This window comes from Aeromicrobium sp. YIM 150415, assembly GCF_016918125.1.
GTDB lineage: Bacteria > Actinomycetota > Actinomycetes > Propionibacteriales > Nocardioidaceae > Aeromicrobium > Aeromicrobium piscarium.
This window is the reverse complement of record NZ_JAERWM010000029.1, coordinates 1-23900: the sequence shown is the minus strand read 5'-3', so window position 1 is coordinate 23900 and position 23900 is coordinate 1. Positions and strand designations below refer to the sequence as shown.

The following is a 23900-nucleotide window of genomic DNA, read 5'->3' as shown; positions in this document are numbered from 1 at the left end:
CCTCCTGAATGAGTCGTGGAATGCTTGAAAAACTGTGGGTCAACCGACTTGAGTCTAATCTTATCAACTTTGCTCAAGCGACCGTTGTTCCCCCTGGCACCCGGGGCTGCGCGTGACTCCGCTCACAGGTCACCACCGCCTCGAGGGGCGGTGACTTACGCACCTCTCAAGACCGCCGAGACGTGCGTAAGCCACCGCCCACGCGAGTGAGACGTGCGTAGGTCACCGCCCACTCGGGTGGGCGCAGGCAGGGCCGGGCTCAGCCGTCCTCGTGATCGCGCAGCTCCAGACCGATCTGTTCGGCATCGAGGCGGTTCAGCTGCTCCTCGATGACCTGGGAGCTGAAGGTGCCCAGCTCGCTCAATCGCAGCAGCTCGGCCCGATCGGAGTCGATGAGCGCGAGCCGCATCCGACGGACCTGGGCGATGTCGAAGGCGGGCTCAGCGCTCTCCTGCGCCTCCATCATCCGGCGCAGGCGCTCGATCATCGCATCATCGAGGACGCTGTCGTCGAGTCTCTCCTGTTCGTCCAGCCATGCGCGAGACGTGGTGCGCAGATGCGCTCGGAGCTCATCACGCTCGCGCTCGGTCGCACCGGGATCGCCGCCGCTCAGGCCCAGCCTGCCGACGAGCCACGGCAACGTACCACCCTGGATGATCAGCGTCCCGACGGCTACGACGAAGGCGATGAGGACCAGCAGCGAGCGCTGCGGGGTATCGGCCGGGAGGGTCTGCGCGGCAGCCAGGGTCACCGCACCGCGCATGCCGGCCCAGACGAGCACGACGGCCGCGCGACGACCGAACTGCGCCTCGGTGAAGTAGTCGATATCCGCGAGCTTCTGGTTCAGCACCCATCCCATCCGCTTCGAGCGCGGGTGGTCCGGTGCAGCGGCGACCCGACCCTGGGCCTCGTTGATCCGCTCGCGCAGCTCGGGGAAACGTCGCTGGCGGCGACTCATCCACCAGATCAGCGGGCCGACGAAGCCCGACCGGAGCACCAGGACCAGGGCCACCACGACCGAGGCGTAGACGAGCGCCTGCCAGGGATTGCCGTGGTGGTCTTGCACGTCGCGCACGATCGCCTCGAGCTCGAGGCCGATCAACAGGAACACGGCGCTCTCCAGCACGAACTCGAGCGTGCCCCAGACCGCCCGTTCGGTCGCTCGGTCCTGTGCGGTGAGCCGGCGCGGCGTCCCGTGCCCGGCCACCAGGCCGGCGACCACCGCGGCGACGAGCCCCGAGGCGTGCAGATGCTCGGCCGGGAGATAGGCCGCGAAGGGCGCCACGATGGTGATCGCGACACCGGCCGTGGGGTCACCGAGCTTGGCACGCACGGCGAGGTTGAGGTGGCCGACGACGAAGCCGATGACGACGGCGACCGCCACGGCGTAGAGGAAGTCGCCCACGACGCCCCAGAGCGACACGCTGGCTCCCGTCGCGGCGATGGCCGACCGCAGCAGGACCAGCGCCGAGGCGTCGTTCAGCATGCTCTCGCCCTCGAGCACGGTCACGATGCGCGGCGAGACTCGGGCCTTGCGGACGATCGAGGTCGCCACCGCATCGGTGGGGCTGACGATGGCGCCGAGGGCGATGCCGGTCGCCAGGCCGATACCGGGAATCAGCATCGAGATCACCCAGCCGATGACCACCGAGGAGATCACCACCAGCACCACGGAGAGGCCGGAGATCACCTTGAAGTCGCGGCGGAAGTCCATCGTGGGCACCCGCACTGCCGCCGCGTAGAGCAGCGGCGGGAGCACCACTCCGAGGATCCACTCCGGCTCGATCTCGATATCGGGCACTGCCGGGAGGAGGCTCACACCGATGCCGACCAACACCAGCACCAGGGGGGCCGCGACCCCGACACGTCCGGCGACCGCATGGACGGCCACGATCACCAGCAGCGCGACGACGACGATCAGCGTGAGTTCCACACCCCGACGCTACTCGCACCGCCTCTCTCCCGTCCGCTTTTCGCCACCCCTTGGCGGTGAGCTATCACGCACCCGAGGCCTGAAAGTGCGGGACAGCTCACCGCCCAGGCGAGCCGATCGTGGAAGTGCGGGACAGCTCACCGCCCAGGGGGTCGCGAGGGAGCGGGCCCAGAGCTATTCTTAGAACGTGCATTCCATGAAAGCGCGTACGCTCTGGCCGATCCTCGGCCTGCTCGTGCTCGCACCGATCTCGGCGGAGTACCTGAGCGGCTACCTCGGTCAGCGACTCGCCGATCTCCCGGGCATCGTGGTCAGCCTGGTGATCCTCGCGCCGCTCTACGGCGTGCCCGCACTGCTGATCCGCGAGTTCGCCCGGCGGACGGGTCGCGGCTGGCCGAGCATGATCGCCCTGGCGGCCGCCTTCGGCGTGGTCCAGGCAGCTGTGATCGATCGCTCCCTGTTCGACCCGGGCTACTTCGACGACTCGGACTTCTGGCAGGAACTGCCGACACCGTTCCTCGGCATCGACATCAGCCAGCTGCTCGCCTTCGTCGTCGGACACGTCATCTGGAGCTTCTGCGCTCCGATCGCCATCGTCGAGTCCGCCAGCCCCCGCACCCGTGACCGTCCGTGGCTGACCTGGTGGGGAGCGGCGCTCGGCATCGTCGCCTACCTGCTGGCAGCCGCCGCTATCGCCACCGAGAGCTCCTATCTCCCGACACCCCTGGAGGCCGGCGCCGTCGCCATCGCGCTGATCGCCTGCGTCGCACTCGCCTGGCTCGCGCCTCGTCCCGGGCGGGAGCGATCCGGGGCTTCTCCGAGTCTCACCGTCACGGCGCTGACGGCACTGGCGCTCCTCTCTGTCTACTCCACCGCGTCGGCGCCCGAGCCAGGACCGTGGGCATGGCCGAGTGTCGGCGTCGCCGTGATCGTGCTCCTGCTGATCGCCTGGCTGGCCAGCCGGTGGTCGTCACGGGCCGGATGGGATCAGCGCCATGTGGCCGTCGTCGCCAGCGCGCCGCTCATCGTCTACTCGCTACAGGCCTTCCTCCTGCCGCCCGCGGACGACCCGACCGCCAAGTACGCCACCAATGCCGTCCAGCTGATCGCCGTGATCGCACTCGCGGCATGGGGTATCCGTCGCGCCGAGCGCGGGGTGGCGGTATGAGCATCTGGACCCTGCGCGATCGCCGTCGTGACCTCGGTGCTGAGGACCTCGGGGGCGGTACCGTGCGCGTGACCTGTGACGGCGAGCTCGTCGAGGAGCGCAGCGCCGGAGCCTTCGATGACATCAAGGTCGGGCTCGGCACGGTCGACGACGAGATCGAACAGACCGTGCTCGTCGGCTTGAACGCACGTCGCGGCATCCGGCGGGTACGCCTCGTCGAACGCGCCGAGGGCACCCGTCCGGTGCGGACCGACTTCGTCCCGCCGGCGGGCACTCGCGCGCGGCGTCGCTACGACTGGCGTGAGACCCATCCGCGCCTCTTCGCCGCCCGCCATGTCGTGACGACCGGTCTCGGCATGCTCATCGGCCTACTGGGGATCGGTGCCGTCGTGAGCGCCTTCTTCCGTGGTCTTCTGCCGCGTATCGACTGGTCGTGGTTGCCCGATCTGCCCGATATCTCGCCGCCGGACTGGCTGCGCTACGTCGATCCGGTCTACTGGGTCTCGCGGCTACTGCCGGACTGGGACTGGTTCGGCTGGCTGCCCGACCTGGATCTGTCCTGGTTGCAGTACGTCGTGCCCTTCGTCGTCGCGGTGGTCGTCGGCCTGAGCGAGCTGGAGCGACGACGGAAGCGCAAGGACCGCGAGCGAGAGGACGAGGATGGCCCGTCGAGCTGACCCCGCCCTGCATGCACGACGGCGCGAGCAGATCGTCGCCGGCGCGGCACACGCCTTCGCCGAGAAGGGCTACGACGGGGCGACGGTCAAGGACATCTGCCGGGCCAGCGGACTCGGGTCCGGCACGATCTTCCACTACTTCGCCGACAAGCGCGCGATCCTCCACGGCATGCTGGAGATCGACCGCGACCAGACCATCGCCGACCTCCGGGCCATCGAGGACGATGATGCCCTGGCCGCCTTCTGGCGGGTGATCGACCGCGTCACCGAGGACCTGCGCGATCCTTTCGCCGGCCCGTTGGCGGTCGCTCTGCTCGGCCAGCTCTTGGTGGACCCCGTCGTCGGACAGCTGCTCGGTGCCATCGACACCGTGGCGCATACCCTGCTGTCCGATCTGATCGCGCGCCTGCAGGCCGAGGGTCGCGCCGACCCGGGCTGGGCGCCCGCCCACGCGGCCACGTGGATGCAGTCGATCAGCGACAGTCTCTACCTGCGCTGCGGCGACGACGGGTTCGACGCGGACGCGGAACTCGATCGACTGCGGATCGTCCTGGCACGCGCACTCGCCCTCTCCGACACCGGGACCTGAGCGTCGACAGCCGGCTGGTGCCGCCCTGTGAGAGGCTACGGCGATGACGACCCTCTACTCCGCCACGATGTCCCTCGACGGCTTCATCGCGGGACCCGACGGCGACATGGGATGGCTGACCCCCTATCTCGATGAGGACCTGAGCCCGGAAGCCGACACGCTCGTGACCGAGGTCGGCTGCCTGCTGGTGGGCGGCCGGACACATCGAGGCGACGACCCGAATGCCGGCACGGACAGCGAAGGCGCGTTCGGCGGATCCTACGGCGGCCCCGCCGTCGTGCTGAGCCGGACGCTCGTCGATCCCGAGCCCGGCGTCGACCTCGTCACCGATGACGTGCGGACAGCGGTCGAACGGGCGACGGAGCTCGCCTCGGGTCGCTATGTGAACATCCTCGGCGCGGAGGCGGCGCGTAGCTGCCACGAGGCCGGCCTGCTCGACGAGATCCTCGTCTTCATCGCGCCGGTCCTCCTCGGCGACGGCACCCGCCTCTTCGAGCATCCCGGCGGGCGGGAGGTGCGTCTCGAGCGCAAGCCGGGCACCGCGGCGCACTGGTACCGCGTGCTGCACTGAACCTCGTCATCGCGGGCGTGAGCCGGGCGGTGAGACAGCGTCCGTTCCCTAACGCCGAACGGACGCTGTCGCACCGCCCACTCCCGGGAACGGACGCCTACTCACCGATCGTCACCTCGAGACCGTCAGCCGAGGCCGATGATGATCATCCAGTGCCAGCGCGCCCAGGGAAGACGGTCCATGCGGGCCGGGACCGTGGTCTCGATGCGCCCGAGTTCGACATCAGAACGAGCCATGACCTCCGGTCTACGCCTGTCCGGTCAGCTGCGCATGCCGAGGCGGCGAGTCAGGTCCAGTCCGTCGAGCGCAGCACCCGGAGCACGTCATAGGCCTGATGCTGCTGACCCGACGTCAGCCCGTCGACGCCGAAGTCGATGGCGACGAGCGCCTCGGTGGCGTCGCGGAGCACAGCACGCCCCTCCGGCGTCAAGGCGGCGAGCACCCGCCGGCGGTCGCTCTCGTCGACGGCCCGCGTCACGAGACCTTGTGCCACCAGCCGATCGATGGCATTGGTCACCGAGGTGGGATGCACCATGAGCCGTTCGCCGATCTTGTTCAGCGGCAGCGAGCCTGCGCGGCTGAAGGAGAGGAGCCGGAGCACCTCGTAGCGCGCGAAGGTGATGCCGAGCGGCTTCAGAACGGCCTCGAGCCGCGCGAGCACCAGCTGCTGGGCCCGCATGAGCGAGGTGACCAGGCGCATGGCCGTCGCATCGCCGACATGCTCCTCCCAGAGCTCACCGGCTCGCTCGATCGGGTCGAACTCCAGCGGCGCCATGCGCAGAAGCCTAACCGACCCGCCCCCTGACTTTCATTTAGTAGGAAGTCCGACTATTTTATGACCTAGGAACTAGCCAGCGAGGTCAGCATGCACGTCCCCACCCATCCGGTTCGCTTCGTCACCGCCTCCGCCCTGTTCGACGGGCACGACGCGAGCATCAACATCATGCGCCGCATCCTGCAGAGCCAGGGCGCCGAAGTGATCCACCTCGGGCACAACCGCTCGGTCGCCGAGATCGTCGACGCGGCCGTCGAGGAGGACGTACAGGGCGTGGCCGTCAGCTCGTATCAGGGCGGACATGTCGAGTTCTTCGAGTATCTCGTGGAATCGCTGGCCGAACGAGGCGCGAGCGATGTGAGGGTCTACGGCGGGGGCGGGGGCGTCATCGTGCCCGAGGAGATCACCCGGCTGCGAGACGCCGGTGTGCACATCTTCTCCCCCGAGGACGGTCAGCGGCTCGGCCTCGCCGGCATGATCAACGAGCTCATCGCCGAATGCGATGTCGACCTGTGGGACCGCCACCGACCGGACCCCGCCGCCGTCATGGCGGGCGAACGGTCCGCCGTCGCGCGGGCCGTCTCCGGTGCCGAGGCCGGTCGCCTCGAGGGCGACCTCGGCACCCGACTCCGGACCGCCGCGGCCGCCTCCTCGGCACCCGTCCTGGGCATCACGGGCACCGGCGGGTCCGGCAAGAGCTCGCTCACCGACGAGCTGGTCCGCCGGTTCCGCGTCGACCAGCAGGACAAGCTGCGGATCGGCGTCATCGCGGTCGACCCGACGCGGCGCAAGGGCGGCGGCGCTCTGCTGGGCGATCGCATCCGGATGAACGCGCTCGACGGTGACCGCGTCTACTTCCGCTCGCTCGCCACCCGCGGGGCACACGAGATCCCCGAAGGACTCGCCGACGCGATCGCGGTGCTGAAGGCCGCCGGGAACGACCTGGTCATCGTCGAGACTCCCGGTATCGGTCAAGGCGATGCGGGCATCCTGCCCTTCGTCGACCACTCGCTGTACGTCATGACTCCGGAGTTCGGGGCGGCCTCGCAGCTGGAGAAGATCGACATGCTCGACTTCACCGACGTGGTCGCGATCAACAAGTTCGAGCGTCGTGGCGCCAAGGATGCGCTGCGCGACGTCGGTCGTCAGCTCGTGCGCAACCGCGAGGCCTTCGGGTCCAGGCCCGAGGACATGCCGGTGTTCGGCACCTCGGCGGCGACCTTCAACGACGACGGCGTCACCGCGCTCTATCAGGCCGTGCGCGATCTCGTCGGCATCGAGCCCGGGGTACTGCCCCCTGTCTCGGTGCGTCATTCCGGCGACGAGGACCACGTCATGCCGCCCGACCGCGTGCGGTATCTGGCCGAGATCGCCGAGACCGTGCGCGGCTACCACGCGCGGACCGCGGAGCTCGCCCGGCAGGCCGCCCGCGCCCAGCGCTTCCGCGAGGTCGCCGACGAGCTGGGTGAGACCTCGGTCGCCGCCGCAGCCGATCGCGCGGAGACCGAGCTCCCGGTCGAGGTCCGGGACCAGATCGCCACGTGGCCCGCCGTCGTCGAGTCGTACTCCGGCGACGAGCAGGTCGTGGTGGTCCGGGACAAGGAGATCCATACCCAGCTCACCCGTGAGTCGCTGTCGGGTTCGAGCATCCCGCGGGTCGCGCTCCCCCGCTTCACCGATCACGGGGAGCTGGTGCGGTTCTGGCGGGGTGAGAACCTGCCCGGCTTCTTCCCGTTCACCGCGGGGGTCTTCAAGTTCAAGCGCGACAACGAGGACCCCGCGCGCATGTTCGCCGGCGAGGGCGATCCGTTCCGCACCAACCGGCGCTTCAAGCTGTTGAGCGAGGGCCAGCCCGCCACCCGCCTGTCGACCGCCTTCGACTCGGTCACCTTGTACGGCCGGGACCCCGATCTGCGCCCGGACATCTACGGCAAGGTGGGCACCTCCGGCGTCTCGGTGGCCACCCTCGAGGACATGAAGGTGCTCTACGACGGCTTCGATCTGACGGCTCCGACCACCAGCGTCTCGATGACCATCAACGGCCCCGCTCCCACGGTCCTCGCGTTCTTCCTCAACACCGTCATCGACCAGCAGATCGACGCCTTCCGCGAGCGCGAGGGCCGTGATCCCGACAGCGTCGAGCGTGAGGAGCTGCGCCGGGGTGCGTTGCAGACCGTCCGCGGCACCGTGCAGGCCGACATCCTCAAGGAGGACCAGGGCCAGAACACCTGCCTGTTCTCCACGGAGTTCAGCCTCAAGATGATGGGCGACATCCAGCAGTGGTTCATCGACGAGGGAGTGCGGAACTTCTACTCGGTGTCGATCTCCGGCTATCACATCGCCGAGGCCGGAGCGAACCCCATCAGCCAGCTCGCGTTCACCCTCGCCAACGGCTTCACCTATGTCGAGTCCTATCTCGCGCGGGGTATGGACATCGACGACTTCGCCCCCAATCTGTCGTTCTTCTTCAGCAACGGCATGGATCCCGAGTACTCGGTGCTCGGACGCGTCGCACGGCGCATCTGGGCGGTGACGATGCGCGACAAGTACGGTGCCGCCGAGCGCAGCCAGAAGCTCAAGTACCACGTGCAGACCTCGGGCCGCTCGCTGCACGCGCAGGAGATGCACTTCAACGACATCCGCACCACGCTCCAGGCGCTCACCGCGATCTACGACAACGCCAACAGCCTGCACACCAATGCTTACGACGAGGCCGTCACGACCCCGAGTGCCGAATCGGTGCGCCGCGCCCTGGCGATCCAGCTCATCATCAACCGCGAATGGGGGTTGGCGATGAACGAGAACCCGTTGCAAGGATCGTTCATCATCGACGAGCTCACCGACCTGGTCGAGGAGGCGGTGCTGCGCGAGTTCGACGCGATCAGCGAACGCGGCGGCGTGCTCGGGGCGATGGAGACCGGCTACCAGCGCGGCCGCATCCAGGACGAGTCGATGCTGTACGAGCAGCGCAAACACGACGGCAGCCTGCCGATCATCGGCGTCAACACGTTCCGTCCGCAGGTCACCGACGAGGAGCCGCCCACCGTGGAGCTCGCCCGCGCGACCGAGACCGAGAAGCAGTCCCAGCTCGAACGCCTCGAGAGCTTCCACCACGCCCACCGCACCGACGCCGAGGCGGCGCTGGTCCGGCTGAAGGAGGCGGCGACGGGCGGGGAGAACGTGTTCGCGGCGCTGATGGATGCGGCACGCGCATGTTCCCTACAGCAGATCACCGATGCCTTCTTCGAGGTCGGCGGACAGTACCGGCGCAACGCCTGACCCGTCTTTCTCACCGAGCGGAGCGGCCACGAGTGCGGTACGAAGGTGCGGAGGGTGAGAGCGGATCCACCCGTTGAAGGGAGCACCGCATGAACACCATGATCTGGGTCGCGATCGCGATCGTCGCCGTCCTCGTCATCATCGCGATCGTCGCCTTCGTGCTGCGCAACAGCACCCAGGCGAAGCAGCGTCGCGAGCAGGAGCAGCGTGAGCAGCGCCGCGTGCAGGCCGCCGACCTGCGCGAGAACGCACGCGAGGGCCATGTCGAGGCGCACCGTGCGGAGGCGGAGGCCACGACGGCGCAGGCGGATGCCGAGCAGGCGCAGTTGGAGGCCGACCGCCTCGCCGCGCAGGCCGAGACCCTCGAGGCGGAGGCGTCGTCGACGCGCACGGCCGCCGACGACCAGCTGCGACAGGCCGACGAGCTCGACCCCGACGGCCCGGTGGGCCCCGACCACGAGACTCAGCGGGCGCAGGATCGGGGCATGGGCGACCCGCGGCATGCTCGTCGCGACACCCCGCCCCCTGCCTAGAGACCGCATCGAGGCGGGTGGGTGAGTCCGTCGTGGCCACCCATCCGTCGCCTCGCCCCAGCGGGCCGCACGAGGACACCGCGAGCTCGGGTTTCACCTCTGGGTGGCGCATGAGCCGGTAGGGTCTTGCCGTGCCCTCCGCCACCTATGAGCAGATCTCTCTCCTGCCGTTGACCGCCGAGCACGTGGTCGGCCCGGAGCATCTCGATGTCAACGGGCATATGAACATCGGCCACTACTTCGCCTTCGGCGGACACGCGATGTGGGATCGCAACCGCCAGGACCTCGGGATGCCCGACTCCTACATCGCCGAGCGCGGACTCAGCACGTTCACTGCCGAGCAGCATCTGCGCTATCTGGCCGAGGCAGTCGAGGGAGACGAGATCGGCGTGCACGCGGTCGCCGTCGACGCCGGTGCCAAGGCCATCCACATGGCCGCTCTCATCACCAACCGAACACGCGGCCAGCTCGCCTGCGTCATGGAGAGCATCGCCGTCCACGTCGATTTCGGCACCCGGCGTCCCGTGCCCTTCCCCGACGATGTCGCCGCCCTCATCGCGGCAGCGATCGAAGGCGACTGTGTCGACATCGAGCTGCCGTTGAGCGGCGCGATCGCCATCCGCCGCTGAGCCGTCTAGCACAGATCCGGGACCGGCGGGCCACCTGACCACAGGGTGAGCAGCGCTCCGGCGAGGAGTCGAGCGGAGCACTGTTGCAGGCATGGCAACGACCGCTCCCCTCAACGGCGCCGTCCCCGCGAGCATCTCCGCCCTCCTCGGCTACGAAGGGGGTGTGGGGTCGTGACCGTGACCCGCACCGACCCCGCCTTGCAGACCGCCCTGCGGCGCGCCATGGCGAACATGACGACCGGCCTGTGCGTCGTGACGACCTCCTCGGGCGGAGGTCGCCCGCACGGCACGACGCTGAGCGGAGTGATGTCGCTGTCCATGGACCCACCGATGGTGCTGCTGTCCTTGTCGCGCACCTCGAGCCTGCTGGCCCGGTTGAGTCGGGGCGGACAGTTCGGGGTCAATGTGCTGGCAGCCCATCACGATCAGATCGCACTGCGTTTCAGCAAGGACGTGCACGATCGGTTCGCCGATATCGCATGGGAGGACGCCGGAGCCCCGCGACTGCACGATGTCCACGCCTGGGTACTCGCGGACGTGGCGAGCCTCGTGCCCGCGGGCGACCACACGCTGGTGCTCGGCGATGTCGTGGAGGCCGAGGCCGCCGGCGGTCGGCCGCTCGCCTACTGGCAACGGACCTTCGGCACCCACCAGGCCTTCTGAGACCCTCCGGGTCCAGCTTTTGCCGGGTTGTTGCCCTCGGGAGGCTCCCCGAAGGGCCACAACCCGGCGAAAGTCGGGCGGCAGCCGGGCTCAGCTCACGCAGGCAGGTGACGGGCGAGGAACTCGCGCGTCCGGGCTTCCCGGGGCGCGGTGAAGATCTGCTCGGGTGTGCCCTCCTCGACGATGCGGCCATCGGCCAGGAAGACGATCCGGTCGGCCGACTCACGCGCGAAGGACATCTCGTGCGTCGCCATGACGATGGTGTGCCCGTCGGCGGCGAGGTCCTTCACGACATCGAGCACGTCGCCCACGAGCATCGGATCGAGCGCGGCGGTGACCTCGTCCAACAACAGCAGCTTCGGCTGCATCGCGACCGCGCGGATCAACGCGACCCGCTGCTGCTGACCGCCCGACAGCGCATCGGGATAGGCCTTCGCCTTGCCGTCCAGACCGATGCGGTCCAGCAACTCGTGCGCGCGTCGCTCGGCCTCCGCCCGCTTCTGGCCCAGGACACGGCGTGGCCCGAGGGTCACATTGTCGAGCACCGACAGATGCGGGAAGAGGTTGTAGGACTGGAAGACGATGCCGATCGAGCGCCGGATCTCGTCGGGATCGATCGAGGGATCGGTGATCTCCCGGTCCTCCAGCCAGATATCGCCGTCATCGGTGATCTCCAGCAGGTCCAGGCACCGCAACAGCGTCGACTTGCCCGATCCCGAGGCCCCGATGAGGCACACGACCTCGCCGCGCGCGACGGACAGATCGATCCCGTCGAGTACGACGTGCTCGCCGTAGGCCTTGGTCACGTCCTGGATGCGCAGCATGTCAGATCCCGTTCTCGCGTCGCAGCGATCGGATGGTCAGCCAGTCGGTGAACCGCGCGAGCGGGATCGTCACGACGATGAAGAAGACCGCCGCGACGCACAGCGACGTGAAGTTGAAGGTCGATGCCGAGTACACCTGAGCCGCGCGCAACGCCTCGACCAGTCCGATCGTCGACAGCAGCGCCGTGTCCTTCTGCAAGGAGACGAAGTCGTTGATGAGGGGAGGCGACACCCGGCGTACCGCCTGCGGCAGCACGATGTGCCGCAGCGTCTGGCGATAGCTCATGCCGAGCGCCCGGCCGCTGGCCCACTGCGTCGGGTGGATCGACAGCAGGCCGGCCCGCAGCACCTCGGCCACGTACGCCCCATAGCTCAGGGTCAGGGCGATGACGCCGAGCCAGAACAGGCTGGTCGGCATGCCGTTGAGATTCAGCGCCGGGACGCCGAATCCGACCAGCAGCACGATCAACAGCGTCGGGATGCCGCGGAAGATGTCCGTGTAGAGCGCCGCGATGATCTTCAGCGGCATGAGCGCCGGCGAGGGGATGATCCGGATGACGGCCACCAACAGCGCGACGGCGAGCACGAGAAGCTCGATCGTCAGGAAGAGCCGGATGTTGAGCCAGAAGGCGTCCAGGATCTTGGGGAACGACTCTTTGGCGTGCCCCCAGTCGAAGTAGGTGACGCGCACCCGCTCCCACCCCGGGGCGTTGACCACGACCAGCGCCAACAGGCCGAGCACCACGATCGTCGACACCGCGGCGATCGTCGCCCTCCGGCGCGACTGGCGCGTGCGGTAGGCATTGCGTTCGAGCTGGCGGGCGCTGAGGACGCGGTCCGCCCCGGGTGGGGGCGAGGTCACTGCAGTTCAGGGACGTCGGCGGACTCCGAAAGCCACTGCGTCTCGATGTCGTCGAGGGTGCCGTTGTCCTTGAGCTCGGAGACGGCCGCGTCGAGGCACGGCTTCAGCTCGCTGTCCTTCTCCATCAGCAGGCCGAACTCCTCGGAGTCGCCGGTCTCGGGCTGGAACTGGCCGGCGATGGTCGAGCCCTCGATCTCCGCGGCGGTCAGGTAGAAGGCGCTCGGCAGGTCGGCCACGATGGCGTCGACCTGACCATTCTCGAGAGCCTGCGCCGCCTTGACGGTGTCGTCGTAGACGAGCGGGTCGGTGGACGGATCGATCTGGTCGATCGCGGTGAGCGAGGTGGTGCCGATCTGGGCGCCGAGCCGGGCGTCGGCGAACTCCTCGAGGCTGGTGGCACCGGCGAAGTCGGAGTCCTCGAGCGTGAGGATCGCCTGGGCGGCGGAATAGTAGGGCTCGGAGAAGTCGACGGCCTGCTCGCGGTCCTCGCTGATCGAGATCTGGTTGATGTCGAAGTCGAAGTCCTTGGCGCCGGGCTGGTACGAGGAGTTGAAGGGGACGACGATCCACTCGACGTCCTCGGCCGCGAAGCCGAGCTCCTCGGCGACCGCATAGGCCACCGCGGACTCGTATCCCTCGCCGTTGCTCGGGTCGTTGTCGGCGAACCACGGCTCGAAGGCGGGGTCGTCGGTGGCGATGGTCAGGGTGCCGTCGTTCTTGACGGGCAGGCTGTCGACCGAGCACTCGCCCTCTCCGGGCGTGGCTGAGGCGGAGTCGTTGTCGTTGTCGTCGGCGGGCGAGCAGGCAGAGGCGAGCACGAGCACGCCCGCGGCAGCCGACAGACCGAGGATTCGGGGGGAACGCATGGGCAATATTCTAGGGAAGACGTGCCTGTCGCCGACGCGTGGCCACATCAGCTCGGAGAACTGGCCCGAACGGACTAGCCGTGCGCGGGCCGGCGGTACACCATCAACCTCACCCTCGCGGCAGAGGTAGACCGTCAACCCCACCACGCCCCGATACGGTTGACCAGCTACCGCCACGACGCGGGTGAGGTTGATGGTCTACCGCCACCACGTGCGGCTCAGGGGCGGCGCGGGAACTGCGAGAAGTCCGGCGTGCGCTTCTCCTTGTAGGCGTCACGACCCTCCTGCGCCTCCGGCTGGCCGTAGAACAACAGATTGGCGTCATGCGCGAGCTGCTGGATGCCGGCGTAACCGTCCTCGGAAGCGTGGAAGCTCATCTTGGACAGTCGGATGGCCCACGGCGAGCGCTGCAGCATCTCGCGGCACCACTCCACGGCCGTCGCCTCGAGCTCGGCGAGGGGCACGACCGTGTTGATCAGCCCCATCTCGAGAGCCTCCTGCGCGTCGTATTGACGGCACAGGAACCAGATCTCCTTGGCCTTCTTCGGTCCGACGAGGTCGGAGAGGACGCTCGCGCCGTAGCCGCCGTCGAAGGAGCCGACCTTGGGACCCACCTGACCGAAGCGGGCGTTGTCGGCCGCGATGGTCAGATCGCAGACGAGGTGCAGCACGTGCCCGCCGCCGATCGCCCAGCCGGCGACCGCCGCCAAGATCGGCTTGGGGGTGCGGCGCATCTGCACGTGCAAGTCGGTGACGTCGAAGCGGCCGGTCGCCCCCTCATCGGTCTTGTAACCGGAGTCTCCACGTACCCGCTGGTCGCCGCCGGAGCAGAAGGCCTTGTCGCCCTCGCCGGTGAGGATGATGGCGCCGATCGTCTCGTCCTCGCGCGCAACATTCAGCGCGTGGGAGATCTGCCGGATGGTCTGCGGCCGGAACGCATTGTGCACCTCGGGACGGCAGATCGTGATCTTGGCGATGCCGTCGCTCGTGGTCTCGTAGCGGATATCGGAGTAGTCCCCCGAGACGTTCCAGGTGGTCGCAGCACTCATGCCGCTCAGACTAGTCCGGCCGGACACCCTCGACGCCGCGGGGCGCGGCCATCGCCCCGGCCGAGCGGCCCACCAGTCGCTCGAGCGGTCCCCGTCCCCAGAGGAGCGCCCACACGGTCGTGGCAATGAGCAGCCCGAGCGTGCTCCACCCCCACGTCGCATTGCTGTTGACGAATCCCATGGGCCCGCCACCGACCACGAGGATGATGACGACGTGCGCCGCATACGCGGTCAGTGGCATCGATCCGAGCGCGGCCAGCGGGATCAGCAGCCAGCGTCCGGGGCGGGCGAGCAGCAGGCACCCGCCCAACGCCGCGAGCGCGAAGCCGCCCGAGCCCACGATCTCCGGTATGCCTCCCGAATGCGGTTGCACCGAGATCGTGGACCAGAGGAGCGACTTCCACGGATCGGAGTCGCGCAGCTGCTCCCAGTACGAGAGCTCCTCCCACATCTCCTCGTCGACCGAGGACGAGCCGGTCTCCTCGGGATAGCAGCCGACCCACTCCTCCTCCACGTCGCAGACGTAACCGTCGAGATCGACCTCGTCCGCGGGAACGCCCCAGGTCCCGTCATCCAGGGAGGCGAAGCTCGAGGATGATGACCACGCGGAGTCTCCGGGCTCCCCGTCGACGATGTGCTCGGCGGCCGCCCCGAGTCCGTATCCGAGCGCGGCGAGGACCACACCGGCCAGGAGGCTGACCACCGCGACGCGCATCCGGTCGACCCCCAGCCGTCCCAGGCCGAGGCCGACGAGCACGAAGACGAGCCAGACGGTGATCGGGTAGACGCCCGACACGACGAGGTCGGTTCCCGGGCCGGTGGCGTAGAGCGACAGGAGCTGGATGGCGGCGAGGACGGGCGGACCGAGGAGCGCGAGCCCGGCTGCGGCGAGGAACAGCCGCCGTGGCGACCAGCGCAGCACCGGGATGGCCGCCACATAGAGCACGCCGTAGAACGTGAGGATGACGGCGACGCCGGTCCCGAGCAGCTCCAGGGCTACGCCGATGGCGAAGATCGCGGCACCGCGGCCGATGAGCCGGAGACGGACCGCGGGAAGCTCCTCGGGTGCCGGCGGGACCGTGCGACCGGTGACGAGTGCGATCGAGACCCCGGCGAGCACGGCGAAGAGGATCGCCGAGCGGCCGTGCACCACACCCGCCCACGTCTGAGGGTCGGACCACACCAGATCGGGGGTGCTGCCCATATGCGCCCCGATCATGCCGATCACGGCCAGCCCGCGGGCGATATCGAGTCCCATGACGCGGGGCGGACGGCCGAAGGAGATGAGCCGACCGACGAGGCGAGAACGCTGGGACGAGGCGATGGTCACCGCAGAAGGGTAGTGGATGACGGGACCGTCGAGATCAGCGCGTTCGCCGCCATCGGCGCCGATCTCCTCAACCGAGTAACGGCATCGCCATCCACACTGCGACCGCGCCGAGAACCGAGGCGAACAGGTAGTTCAGTCGTCGGGCGGCGCGCGGACTCCGAAACAGCGCTGCCAACCCGCGCCCGGCCATCGCCCAGACGACGAACGCGACGAGATTGTTCACAGTGAAGATGGTCGTGATGACCAAGGCCGTCGCCACATCGCCGCCGGGTGGCGACCACAGGAACCGGGTGAACATCACCACGACGATGTAGTACGCCTTCGGGTTGAGAAGCAGTACCGCAGCTCCTGTCCAGAAGCCGAGGCGCGGCGCGGCGAGCGACCCAGCTCGCAACGCCGCCGGGGACCGCGCGGCGAGGAGGAAGGTCCAGGACAGCCACGCCACGTACATGCTGCCGAGGAGGACGAGCACGTCCACGACGATCGGATGTCGCACGAGCGCGACGCCCATGCCGACACCGATCAGCGCGGTCATCAGGAAGGTCGCGACGTGATATCCGGCGAGCGCCGGGAGCGCGGCCCTCACACCTCGCATGGCTCCGATGGCGGCGAAGATCGCATTGCCCGGGCCGGGGCTGTATGCCAAGGGGAAGAGGAAGAGCACCAGCGCGGTGACATCGTCCGCACTCATGTCGACTCGATCGTCGTCCGGGATGCCATAGGGGTGAGTCTTCGTGAAAGCCACCGCCGAAGCTGGCGGGATTCAGACCTCGTGACGCCTCCGAGTCGTCCGCTGGGCCACGCATTCTAGGCTGGAGTCATGCGTGACGACCTCGGAGCCGAGCTGATCACCCGCCGACCCGTGCGCCGTGTGGTCAGTCTGGTTCCGTCGCTCACCGAGGCCATGGCTGTGACCGAACCGGACGCGGTGGTCGGCGCGACGGACTGGTGCACGCACCCCGCCGGACTGGACGTCACGCGAGTCCGCGGCACCAAGAACCCCAACCTGGACCTGATCTCCTCGCTGCGTCCCGACCTCGTCGTCGCCAATCAGGAGGAGAACCGCGAACTCGATGTCCAACGCCTGCGCGCCGAGGGGATCCCGGTCTGGGTCACGCACATCGAGACCCTCGACGAGGCCTTCTCCTCGATGCGTCGGCTGTTCACCGACGGGCTGTCCTGGGGTGTGCCCGACTGGCTCACCACTGCCGAGGAAGCGTGGGCCACGCCGGCGTCCGCGCCGCGAGGGAGAGCTGCCGTCGCCGTGTGGCGCGATCCGTGGATGGTGGTCGGATCATCCACATTCACCGGCGATGTCATGCAGCGACTCGGCCTGGAGAATGTCTTCGAGAAGCACGAGGACCGCTACCCGCACGTCGAGTTGAGCGAGATCGACCGCGACGACATCGACCTCGTGCTGCTGCCCGACGAGCCCTATGTCTTCACCGCCGACGACGGCCCCGAGGCCTTCTCGAACGTGCGTACGGTGCTGTGCTCGGGCCGGTCCCTCACCTGGTACGGCCCCAGCCTGCTTACCGCCCGCGAGGAACTCGAGTCCCTCCTGAACTGACGAGCCCGTTGAGTGGGACGTTTGGACGGTGATTCTTGCGAAATCACCGTCCAAACGTTCCCCCTACTCGCTGCGCTCGTGGGAGAGACCCCCACTCAACGGGTTAGGAACCAGGTTCGCGATCAGAAGTTGATCATGTGGCCGACGAGACCGTGGAAGGACTCCTGCAGGGCCTCGCTGAGTGTCGGGTGCGTATGCACGTTGCGGGCCAGCTCGAGGGCACCCAGGTCCCACTTCTGCGCGAGCGTGAGCTCGGGCAGAAGCTCGGAGACGTCAGGCCCGATGAGGTGGCCGCCGAGCAGCTCGTAGTGCTCCTTGTCGGCGATCAGCTTGACGAAACCGGTGGCGTCGCCGAGCCCGTGCGCCTTGCCATTGGCCGTGAAGGGGAACTTGGCGACGACGATGTCGTGGCCCTCCTCCTTGGCCTGCTCCTCGGTGAGGCCGAAGGAGGCGACCTGCGGCGTGGTGAAGGTGGCGCGCGGCATCATCCGGTAGTCGCCGAGCTCCATCGTCTCGGCCTCGCCGATCGTCTCGGCCGCCACGACCCCCTGCGCTTCCGCGACGTGGGCCAGCATGAGCTTGGAGGTGACGTCGCCGATCGCGTAGATGTGCGGCACATTGGTGCGCATCCGCTCGTCGATCGCGATGGCGCCGCGGTCGGTGAGCTCGACGCCGGCGGCGTCGAGGCCGACACCCTCGACATTGGGCTGGAAGCCGATCGAGACCAGGACACGGTCGACCGTGATGGTCTCCTCGCCCTTCTTGCCCGAGTAGCGGACCGTCACGTCGTCGCCGTTGTCGGTGACCTCCTCGACCTTGGTGGAGGCGAGGATCGGGATACCGAGCTTCTTGTAGGCCTTGGTGATCTCCTTGGAGACCTCGGGATCCTCGTTGGGCAGCGCGCGATCGAGGAACTCGATGATGGTGACGTCGACGCCGTAGGCGCGCAGCACGTAGGCGAACTCCATGCCGATCGCACCCGCGCCGACGATCGCGATGGATCCGGGGAGATCCTCGCGCATGATCTGCTCTTCGTAGGTGAGCACGTTGTCGGACTTCTCGACACCGGGGAGCATCCGCACGCGCGAGCCGGTGGCGACGATCGCGTTGTCGAACTCGATGGTCTCGGTGCCGCCGTCGTTGAGGGCGACCTCGATCGAGTTGGGGCCGGTGAACGTGCCGCGACCGTCGAACTCGGTGATCTTGTTCTTCTTCATCAGGAAGTGCACGCCCTTGACGCGCCCCTCCGCGACCTCGCGGCTGCGGCTGAAGGCCTTGCCGAAGTCGAAGGAGACGTCGCCGCTGATGCCGAAGACGTCTGCCTCATGGTTGACGATATTGGCGAGCTCGGCGTTGCGAAGGAGCGCCTTGGACGGGATGCAGCCGACATTGAGGCACACGCCGCCCCAGTACTTGCTCTCGATGATCGCGACGGACTTGCCGAGCTGGGCGGCGCGGATCGCGGCCACGTAGCCGCCGGGGCCGGCACCGAGCACCACGACGTCAAAGCGGTTGGACATGGACTCCCCTTCGAAGATTCGGTCGCCCTCCAACCTAGCAAGCGCCGCGGTGTCGCGACGCCCCGGTAGCCCGGCGAAACAGTGTGCGCGAGGACCCTTTCAGTCGACCGTCGCGGACGAGGCGACAGGCGTGCTGGGACGCACCATCCACCGCTCGGGATCGGGCAGCGCGCCGAACCCGTGCCGGGCGTAGAGTCCCTGTGCGTCGGCGGTGGCGAGCAGGACCCGGCGCAACCGCAGCGGTTCGAGCACGGCCAGCACCTCGGCGACGAGCCGTTGACCCAGACCCGCTCCACGCCGGTCGGGATCGACGAACACATCGGCGAGCCAGGCGAAGGTCGCGCCATCGGTGACCACACGACAGAACGCGGCCTGCTCACCGGTACCGACCTCATAGAGACCGAAGAGCCGGGATCCGTCGAAGGCCGCGTCGGTGACGGCACGGTCACGCCCCTTGGCCCAGTAGGAGAGCTCGGTCAGCCAGCCGTGCACACGGGCACGATCGACACGACCGGGGTCGGCCGAAAACTCATAGTCGGACACCGTCTTCCTCCTCCTCGGGGAGATGGTCGCTTCACTGTCCGCGACGATAACGGCTCGGGCCGACAGTCTCGTGGGCCGAGCGGGACAGTGAGACATGTCGGCGATTTCTAGTAGGGTCACGTCCGCTATGACTGATGTGCCTTCCGAAGACCCGCGGCCCGAGTCCGCGCCGGTCTCACAGCCCTCCCAGAGTTCCGCTGTGCTGAGTCCCGAGAGCGCGGCGAGCCTGGCCACGCTGGTGCCGTGGCTGCGTTCCCCCGCCGGCCTCACCCGTCTCGGTCTCGTGACCGCCGCGGTCCTCGTCACGGCCATCTTCTCGGGAGTCCTCTACACGGTCGCGCTCGTCGCCCCGGCCGGCGACCTCGCCTCGGCCGGCACGGTCTTCGGCGGTGTGCTGACCTTCGCCGGCATGGCCCTCGGGGCCGGCGTGTCGGCGGGGATCCTCGGATCCACGATCAGCGTCACGGTGTTCTCGCTCGGAACCCTGCTCGCCACCTGGGGTGCCGTGCACGCGCTCACCCGGCGCGGCACGGCGGAGGAACACGGGCTCGCGGCGATCGGGCGCGTCGCCCGCACCGTCGTCGAGGCGGTCACGGCCGCCACGGCACTGACGATCCTGACCGCATTCGCCTCGGTCGGCGCCGCCGAGTTCGACTTCTTCGGACAGTTCTCGGCGCGTCCGCGCTGGTTCACGACGTGGCTCGTGACCGCCCTGGTCGTCGCCATCGGCGCCGCCACCGGCCGGCGCGCGGCCGTCGGTGCCGCACCCCACCCGGTGACCACCGCACTGCGCGAGACCGTGCGCCTCCACGCGCTGTGGCTCAGCGTGTTCGGACCCGTCGCCGTGGTCGCGGTGGCGATCGCCCTCGTCCGTGATGACAACGCGATCACGCTGCTCGCGATCCCACCCATGCTCGGCAACCTGGTCGCCGCGGTCATCGCACTGGCGCATCTGGGCGCGATGACCCTCTCGGAGACCGGCGCCTCCACCGAGATCGGCTGGGCGTGGGACATCGCCGACGGGCACGGAGCGTGGTGCATTCTGCTGGCGGTGATTCTGCTCGCCGTCGGCGCGGTACGGCTGGGCATACATCGCGAGCGGTCGTCCGTGCCCGTGTGGTCGCGGACCTGGCAGCTGCCCGCGATCACCCTGCTCGTCTGGGTCCTGCTGGCCGCGCTGGCGACGGGTATCCGGATGTCGGCCGGCGGATTCGGCCACATCGGCATCGGCCTGGCCTGGTGGACGCCCTTCACCGTCGCGATCGCGGCCGCACTGGTCTCAGCCGGCGCCGAGTTCGCCCCCGCCGTCGCCTACGCTCTCTCCCCTCGCCTGACGGCCCTGATCGCCGGATCGGCCGCCACGTCGCGCTGGCTGCACGGTCCACCACCGGCCGGCTCGTCGGACGAGGCTCCGCTCGATGACGGCACCGAGGCCACCGCGGTGCTGCCCCTCGGCACCGACGAGGCCGATGACGCCGAGGCCACCATCGTCCTCTCGGACGGCGCCACCCCCGATCCGGTACCGGTCACGGGGCCCGCACCGATGGATCCGCGCACCAAGCGGCGCGTGGTCATAGCGGGCAGTGTGATCGCCGGGCTCGTGCTGCTCGTCGGCGGTTTCTTCGTCGCGTTGTCGATCGTCAACGCTCAGCGCAGTCCGGCCGGCACCGTCGAGGACTACCTCGCGCTGCTGGCCGATGGCCAGGCCGAGGCCGCCGGCGAGCTGGTCGATCCGGGCATCGCCTCCGACGAGCGCGTGCTGTTGAGCGACGCGGCGATGAGCGGTGCGGCCCTGCTGGAGGTCGGCGAGGTGCGCGTCGACGACCGTGGGAGCGACTCGGCCACGGTGACCGCCTCGCTGTCCCTCGACGGTGAACGGTTCGAGCACACCTTCGAGGTGCGAGGCGGCGAGAAGCGTTTCGGCGTGCTCGATACCTGGACGCTCGATGACCCGTTGCTCGTTCCGGTCACGCTGGGCAGCGACGCCCAGGACTCTCTTCTCGTGGGCGACGCCGAGGTGACACTGGACGAGAGCTCCGGCTTCTTCGGATCGAGCGAGTACGGCGCCGAGCTGTATGCCTACCCGGGCATCTACGAGGTCAGCGCGCCGGAGTCCGATTACGTCAGCACCGAGGCTGTCACGCTGCGGGCGACTCCCGGCGGCGCCGGTGCCGACGCCATGCTGGAGTCCGAGCCGAGTGACGGTCTCCGGGAGGCGGTGCTCGAACAGGTCCGCGCGAGGGTCGAGCAGTGTGCCACGCCGCCCACCAATATGGACGATGTCTGCCCGTCCGCCGTGCGCGACGACGACCTTGCCGAGCTGACGGTCACCACGCAGCCGGAGGACTTCGAGAGGCTGGAGCTCGACGGCTTCCGCGCCGAGGACGCCGTCATCACGATCCGCCCCAATCCGGGCCTCTTCAACGACGACCCCGATCCCGAGGAGATCGAGTTCGCGCTCGACGGCTCGATCTCGATCGAGGGTGGCGAGGTGGTCGTCGACTTCGACGACACCTGGTGGTGACGATGGGGCTCAGTGCTCGCCGCGGTCGTGATCGTCCGGCGACCAGGTCAGCGCGAGGCTGAGTCCGACGCCGGCCGCGAGACCGCCGAACAGGAAGATCGCCATATCGGTGGCGACCCACAGCGGAAGACCGACGGCGAGTCCGATCACCACGCCGAAGAACACGGTGCGCAGGTCCATGTGATGCACCGTACCGGCCGGGGGGCGCGACTCCCCCTGCGTTCACTCAGGGATGGGGCCGTCGTAGTCGTCGGGCTTGCCGTTGACCTCGCCGCGGCCGTCGGGGACATCCATACGCTGGGCGGTCAGATCCCGTGGGGTCATCGAGAAGCCCTGCCAGTGGAGTTCCATAGGGGACTGATCCTCGTCTCGGGGCACGTGGTGATAGCCGACGGCAACCCAGGCGACCACATCCTCGAGAGCCTTATCGTGCGACTGGGCGACATAGTCGAGCACGCCGGAACCGCACGCACCCCGGTTCTTGCTGGCGAAGACCTGGCACTCGTCGTAGTTGGTGAACGCGATGTCATACCCGGCGTCGTGTCCGTGCTCCTGCTCATCGGGGGTGAAGGTGAAGGAATCGGTGCTGCCGACGTCGATTTGATAGGAGACGGGGTGGCCGTCGTCGTTGGTCTCGGCCGGATTGCTCACCCGCCACCAGCGGCGATCCGCCTGAACCGCCGTCGCCGGTCGCTCGATCGGAGCGAGCTGCGCGTCCAGGATCGGCGCCTCGGGGCCGATCTGGCCGGTGCGCTCGGCATCGAACTGCTCGACGGCGACGTCACCACCGCCCGCCAGTGCCCAGTGCATCTTCCAGACGACATTGTGAGAGTGATTGGCAGCGTGTTCTGACTCGTGTTCCTCTCCGACATCCCAGCCGTGACGCTCATCGCTGTAGTCGACGGGTGAGAGATCGCCGGTCGCGCCGAGAGAGGGTGTGATGGAACCGTCGGCACCGAAGGTGTACTGGGTGATGTACTCGTACCAGCCGACCTTCGAGATCGTCCATATGCGCCAGTCGTTCTTGCGATCAGCCGTGAGTCGGGCACCGTCGTGTGAGCGATAGGCGAGCCCAGCCTCCGCTACCTCCGAGCACAGAACCTCCCGCTCGGGCGACTTGCCGTAGGAACCGTCCCCGATATCGGGGACGGCGACAGCGATGTGGTCTCCGGTGCACTCTGCTTCGGTGAGCGTGTGCATCTTGCGGCCTCCGAAGCCAGCGCTGGTGATATCGAAGGTGCTGCGCTCGCCTGTGTCATAGGGCACCTCGAGCTGGGCGATCGCCATCGACTCCATGACCTGGATGGGCTCGCCGTCCGGTGGGGACACGTGGATATCGGTGAGTACCAGCCCTTGTTGGGGATCGACGGCCCAGCACATGGCCCAGGTGACCCCGCTCGATAACGTCCTGGAGATGGCGTGTGCGGTGTCGCCGCAGCTCACCACGGCCTCGTCCTCCACGGCATCCGCGCTCTCCGAGTCGGAGCCGAGCAGGGTGCACGCAGCCATGGTGAACGCGGTGACGATTCCGGTGAGAGCGAGCGAAGCTCTGTTCTTCATGCGATGTCGCCTTCAGCAGTCGGCGGCGGCTGAGGGCCGGCTCGCACGAGCCGGCCCTCAGTCGCGTGTCGAAATGTTCTCTCGGTCGTCAGCTTTCCATGGAACCTGCCTTCCGCCGCGCGATGACTCCACTGGCGATCAGGGCAGCGGCGAGGAAGGCCAACAGAACTCCCGTCGACGAGCCGGTGGTCGGCAGTGTGCGCTTGCCATCGGAGCCGCCGTTGTCGCCACCGCTGCCGTTGTCGCCACCGCTGCCGTTGTCGCCACCGTCGCCGTTGTCGTCGCCACCACCATCAGTGGCTCCGATGGTGATCGTGTCGGTCACCTCGGCGCCGTTGTCATCAGAACCAACGACCTCATAGTCACCAGGCTCAGTGCCCTCAGGAACCGTGACACACGTATCGGCCGGAACACCACCCTCGTCATCAGCAGTCA

The 23900-nt window shown here is 68.3% G+C and carries 23 protein-coding genes; 10 read left to right on the top strand and 13 right to left on the bottom strand.

Going from position 1 to position 23900, the window contains the following annotated elements; genetic code table 11:
* Nucleotides 1–259 precede the first annotated feature (259 nt).
* Nucleotides 260–1933: a sodium:proton antiporter gene (locus JL108_RS17320; protein ID WP_205199380.1), complete on the bottom strand. Its 1674-nt coding sequence runs from the start codon at nt 1931–1933 to the stop codon at nt 260–262.
* A gap of 187 nt (nt 1934–2120) precedes the next feature.
* Between JL108_RS17320 and JL108_RS17315 the strand changes: the two genes are divergently transcribed.
* The 4 genes from JL108_RS17315 to JL108_RS17300 are packed head-to-tail and all read left to right on the top strand — an operon-like array spanning nt 2121 to nt 4938.
* Nucleotides 2121–3101, top strand: coding sequence for a hypothetical protein (locus JL108_RS17315; RefSeq protein WP_205199379.1), 981 nt, complete (start codon nt 2121–2123; stop codon nt 3099–3101).
* Nucleotides 3098–3778, top strand: a complete 681-nt coding sequence (locus JL108_RS17310; RefSeq protein WP_205199378.1) for a hypothetical protein — start codon at nt 3098–3100, stop codon at nt 3776–3778. Before JL108_RS17315 ends, JL108_RS17310 begins: the two co-directional genes overlap by 4 nt.
* Nucleotides 3762–4367, top strand: a complete 606-nt coding sequence (locus tag JL108_RS17305) for a TetR/AcrR family transcriptional regulator (protein WP_205199377.1) — start codon at nt 3762–3764, stop codon at nt 4365–4367. The genes JL108_RS17310 and JL108_RS17305 overlap by 17 nt, the downstream gene beginning before the upstream one ends.
* 43 nt (nt 4368–4410) lie before the next feature.
* The gene (locus JL108_RS17300; RefSeq protein WP_205199376.1) at nt 4411–4938 is read left to right on the top strand and encodes a dihydrofolate reductase family protein; all 528 of its coding nucleotides are present in this window, start codon (nt 4411–4413) and stop codon (nt 4936–4938) included.
* Nucleotides 4939–5224: 286 nt separating this feature from the next.
* Here the strand turns inward: JL108_RS17300 and JL108_RS20335 are convergent, their stop codons facing one another.
* On the bottom strand, nt 5225–5713 hold the full coding sequence (locus tag JL108_RS20335; RefSeq protein ID WP_275888716.1) for a MarR family winged helix-turn-helix transcriptional regulator: 489 nt from the start codon (nt 5711–5713) through the stop codon (nt 5225–5227).
* A 90-nt stretch (nt 5714–5803) separates the two neighbouring features.
* On the opposite strand from JL108_RS20335, the gene icmF reads away from it, so the two are divergent.
* The 4 genes from icmF to JL108_RS17275 all read left to right on the top strand — a co-directional run bounded on the left by icmF (nt 5804) and on the right by JL108_RS17275 (nt 10817).
* Nucleotides 5804–8992 carry a fused isobutyryl-CoA mutase/GTPase IcmF gene (icmF, locus tag JL108_RS17290; RefSeq protein WP_205199375.1) on the top strand — a complete coding sequence of 1063 codons (3189 nt, stop codon included), beginning with the start codon at nt 5804–5806 and terminating at the stop codon, nt 8990–8992.
* Nucleotides 8993–9081: 89 nt separating this feature from the next.
* Nucleotides 9082–9525 (top strand): hypothetical protein, encoded by a 444-nt coding sequence (locus tag JL108_RS17285; RefSeq protein WP_205199374.1) that lies wholly within the window; start codon nt 9082–9084, stop codon nt 9523–9525.
* 131 nt (nt 9526–9656) lie between these two features.
* On the top strand, nt 9657–10154 hold the full coding sequence (locus JL108_RS17280) for a thioesterase family protein (RefSeq protein WP_143913708.1): 498 nt from the start codon (nt 9657–9659) through the stop codon (nt 10152–10154).
* Nucleotides 10155–10325: 171 nt separating this feature from the next.
* Entirely contained in the window at nt 10326–10817 is a 492-nt protein-coding gene (locus JL108_RS17275; protein ID WP_143913709.1) for a flavin reductase family protein, read from the top strand.
* 95 nt (nt 10818–10912) lie between these two features.
* Here JL108_RS17275 and JL108_RS17270 read toward each other — a convergent pair whose 3' ends face one another.
* The 6 genes from JL108_RS17270 to JL108_RS17245 form a co-directional block, all read right to left on the bottom strand.
* A complete protein-coding gene (locus tag JL108_RS17270) occupies nt 10913–11641 on the bottom strand; it encodes an amino acid ABC transporter ATP-binding protein (protein WP_205199373.1) in 729 nt (242 codons plus the stop codon).
* A 1-nt stretch (nt 11642) separates the two neighbouring features.
* Nucleotides 11643–12503 carry an amino acid ABC transporter permease gene (locus JL108_RS17265; RefSeq protein WP_143913711.1) on the bottom strand — a complete coding sequence of 287 codons (861 nt, stop codon included), beginning with the start codon at nt 12501–12503 and terminating at the stop codon, nt 11643–11645.
* The gene (locus JL108_RS17260) at nt 12500–13369 is read right to left on the bottom strand and encodes an ABC transporter substrate-binding protein (RefSeq protein ID WP_205199372.1); all 870 of its coding nucleotides are present in this window, start codon (nt 13367–13369) and stop codon (nt 12500–12502) included. Before JL108_RS17260 ends, JL108_RS17265 begins: the two co-directional genes overlap by 4 nt.
* Before the next feature lie 218 nt (nt 13370–13587).
* Nucleotides 13588–14418: a 1,4-dihydroxy-2-naphthoyl-CoA synthase gene (menB, locus tag JL108_RS17255; RefSeq protein ID WP_205199371.1), complete on the bottom strand. Its 831-nt coding sequence runs from the start codon at nt 14416–14418 to the stop codon at nt 13588–13590.
* A gap of 10 nt (nt 14419–14428) precedes the next feature.
* Nucleotides 14429–15748, bottom strand: coding sequence for a heparan-alpha-glucosaminide N-acetyltransferase domain-containing protein (locus tag JL108_RS17250; protein ID WP_205199370.1), 1320 nt, complete (start codon nt 15746–15748; stop codon nt 14429–14431).
* A 67-nt stretch (nt 15749–15815) separates the two neighbouring features.
* Nucleotides 15816–16439 carry a LysE family translocator gene (locus JL108_RS17245; RefSeq protein ID WP_205199369.1) on the bottom strand — a complete coding sequence of 208 codons (624 nt, stop codon included), beginning with the start codon at nt 16437–16439 and terminating at the stop codon, nt 15816–15818.
* A gap of 129 nt (nt 16440–16568) precedes the next feature.
* Here JL108_RS17245 and JL108_RS17240 point away from each other — a divergent pair, with 129 nt between their 5' ends.
* Nucleotides 16569–17318, top strand: a complete 750-nt coding sequence (locus JL108_RS17240; RefSeq protein WP_143913715.1) for a helical backbone metal receptor — start codon at nt 16569–16571, stop codon at nt 17316–17318.
* 122 nt (nt 17319–17440) lie between these two features.
* On the opposite strand, the gene lpdA is transcribed toward JL108_RS17240, so the two are convergent.
* Together lpdA and JL108_RS17230 are read right to left on the bottom strand one after the other, a co-directional pair.
* The gene (gene lpdA, locus JL108_RS17235; RefSeq protein WP_143913716.1) at nt 17441–18838 is read right to left on the bottom strand and encodes a dihydrolipoyl dehydrogenase; all 1398 of its coding nucleotides are present in this window, start codon (nt 18836–18838) and stop codon (nt 17441–17443) included.
* Nucleotides 18839–18937: 99 nt separating this feature from the next.
* Nucleotides 18938–19381, bottom strand: a complete 444-nt coding sequence (locus JL108_RS17230; RefSeq protein WP_307837310.1) for a GNAT family N-acetyltransferase — start codon at nt 19379–19381, stop codon at nt 18938–18940.
* A gap of 199 nt (nt 19382–19580) precedes the next feature.
* On the opposite strand from JL108_RS17230, the gene JL108_RS17225 reads away from it, so the two are divergent.
* Complete coding sequence (locus JL108_RS17225; RefSeq protein WP_205199367.1) at nt 19581–21905, top strand: hypothetical protein; 2325 nt, start codon at nt 19581–19583, stop codon at nt 21903–21905.
* Between the two features lie 9 nt (nt 21906–21914).
* Here the strand turns inward: JL108_RS17225 and JL108_RS17220 are convergent, their stop codons facing one another.
* The 3 genes from JL108_RS17220 to JL108_RS17210 all read right to left on the bottom strand — a co-directional run.
* Nucleotides 21915–22085, bottom strand: coding sequence for a hypothetical protein (locus JL108_RS17220; RefSeq protein WP_185973108.1), 171 nt, complete (start codon nt 22083–22085; stop codon nt 21915–21917).
* 42 nt (nt 22086–22127) lie between these two features.
* Nucleotides 22128–23465, bottom strand: a complete 1338-nt coding sequence (locus JL108_RS17215) for a hypothetical protein (protein ID WP_205199366.1) — start codon at nt 23463–23465, stop codon at nt 22128–22130.
* A gap of 88 nt (nt 23466–23553) precedes the next feature.
* Nucleotides 23554–23900: LPXTG cell wall anchor domain-containing protein (locus JL108_RS17210; protein WP_205199365.1), on the bottom strand; the 347-nt coding region annotated here is incomplete at its 5' end.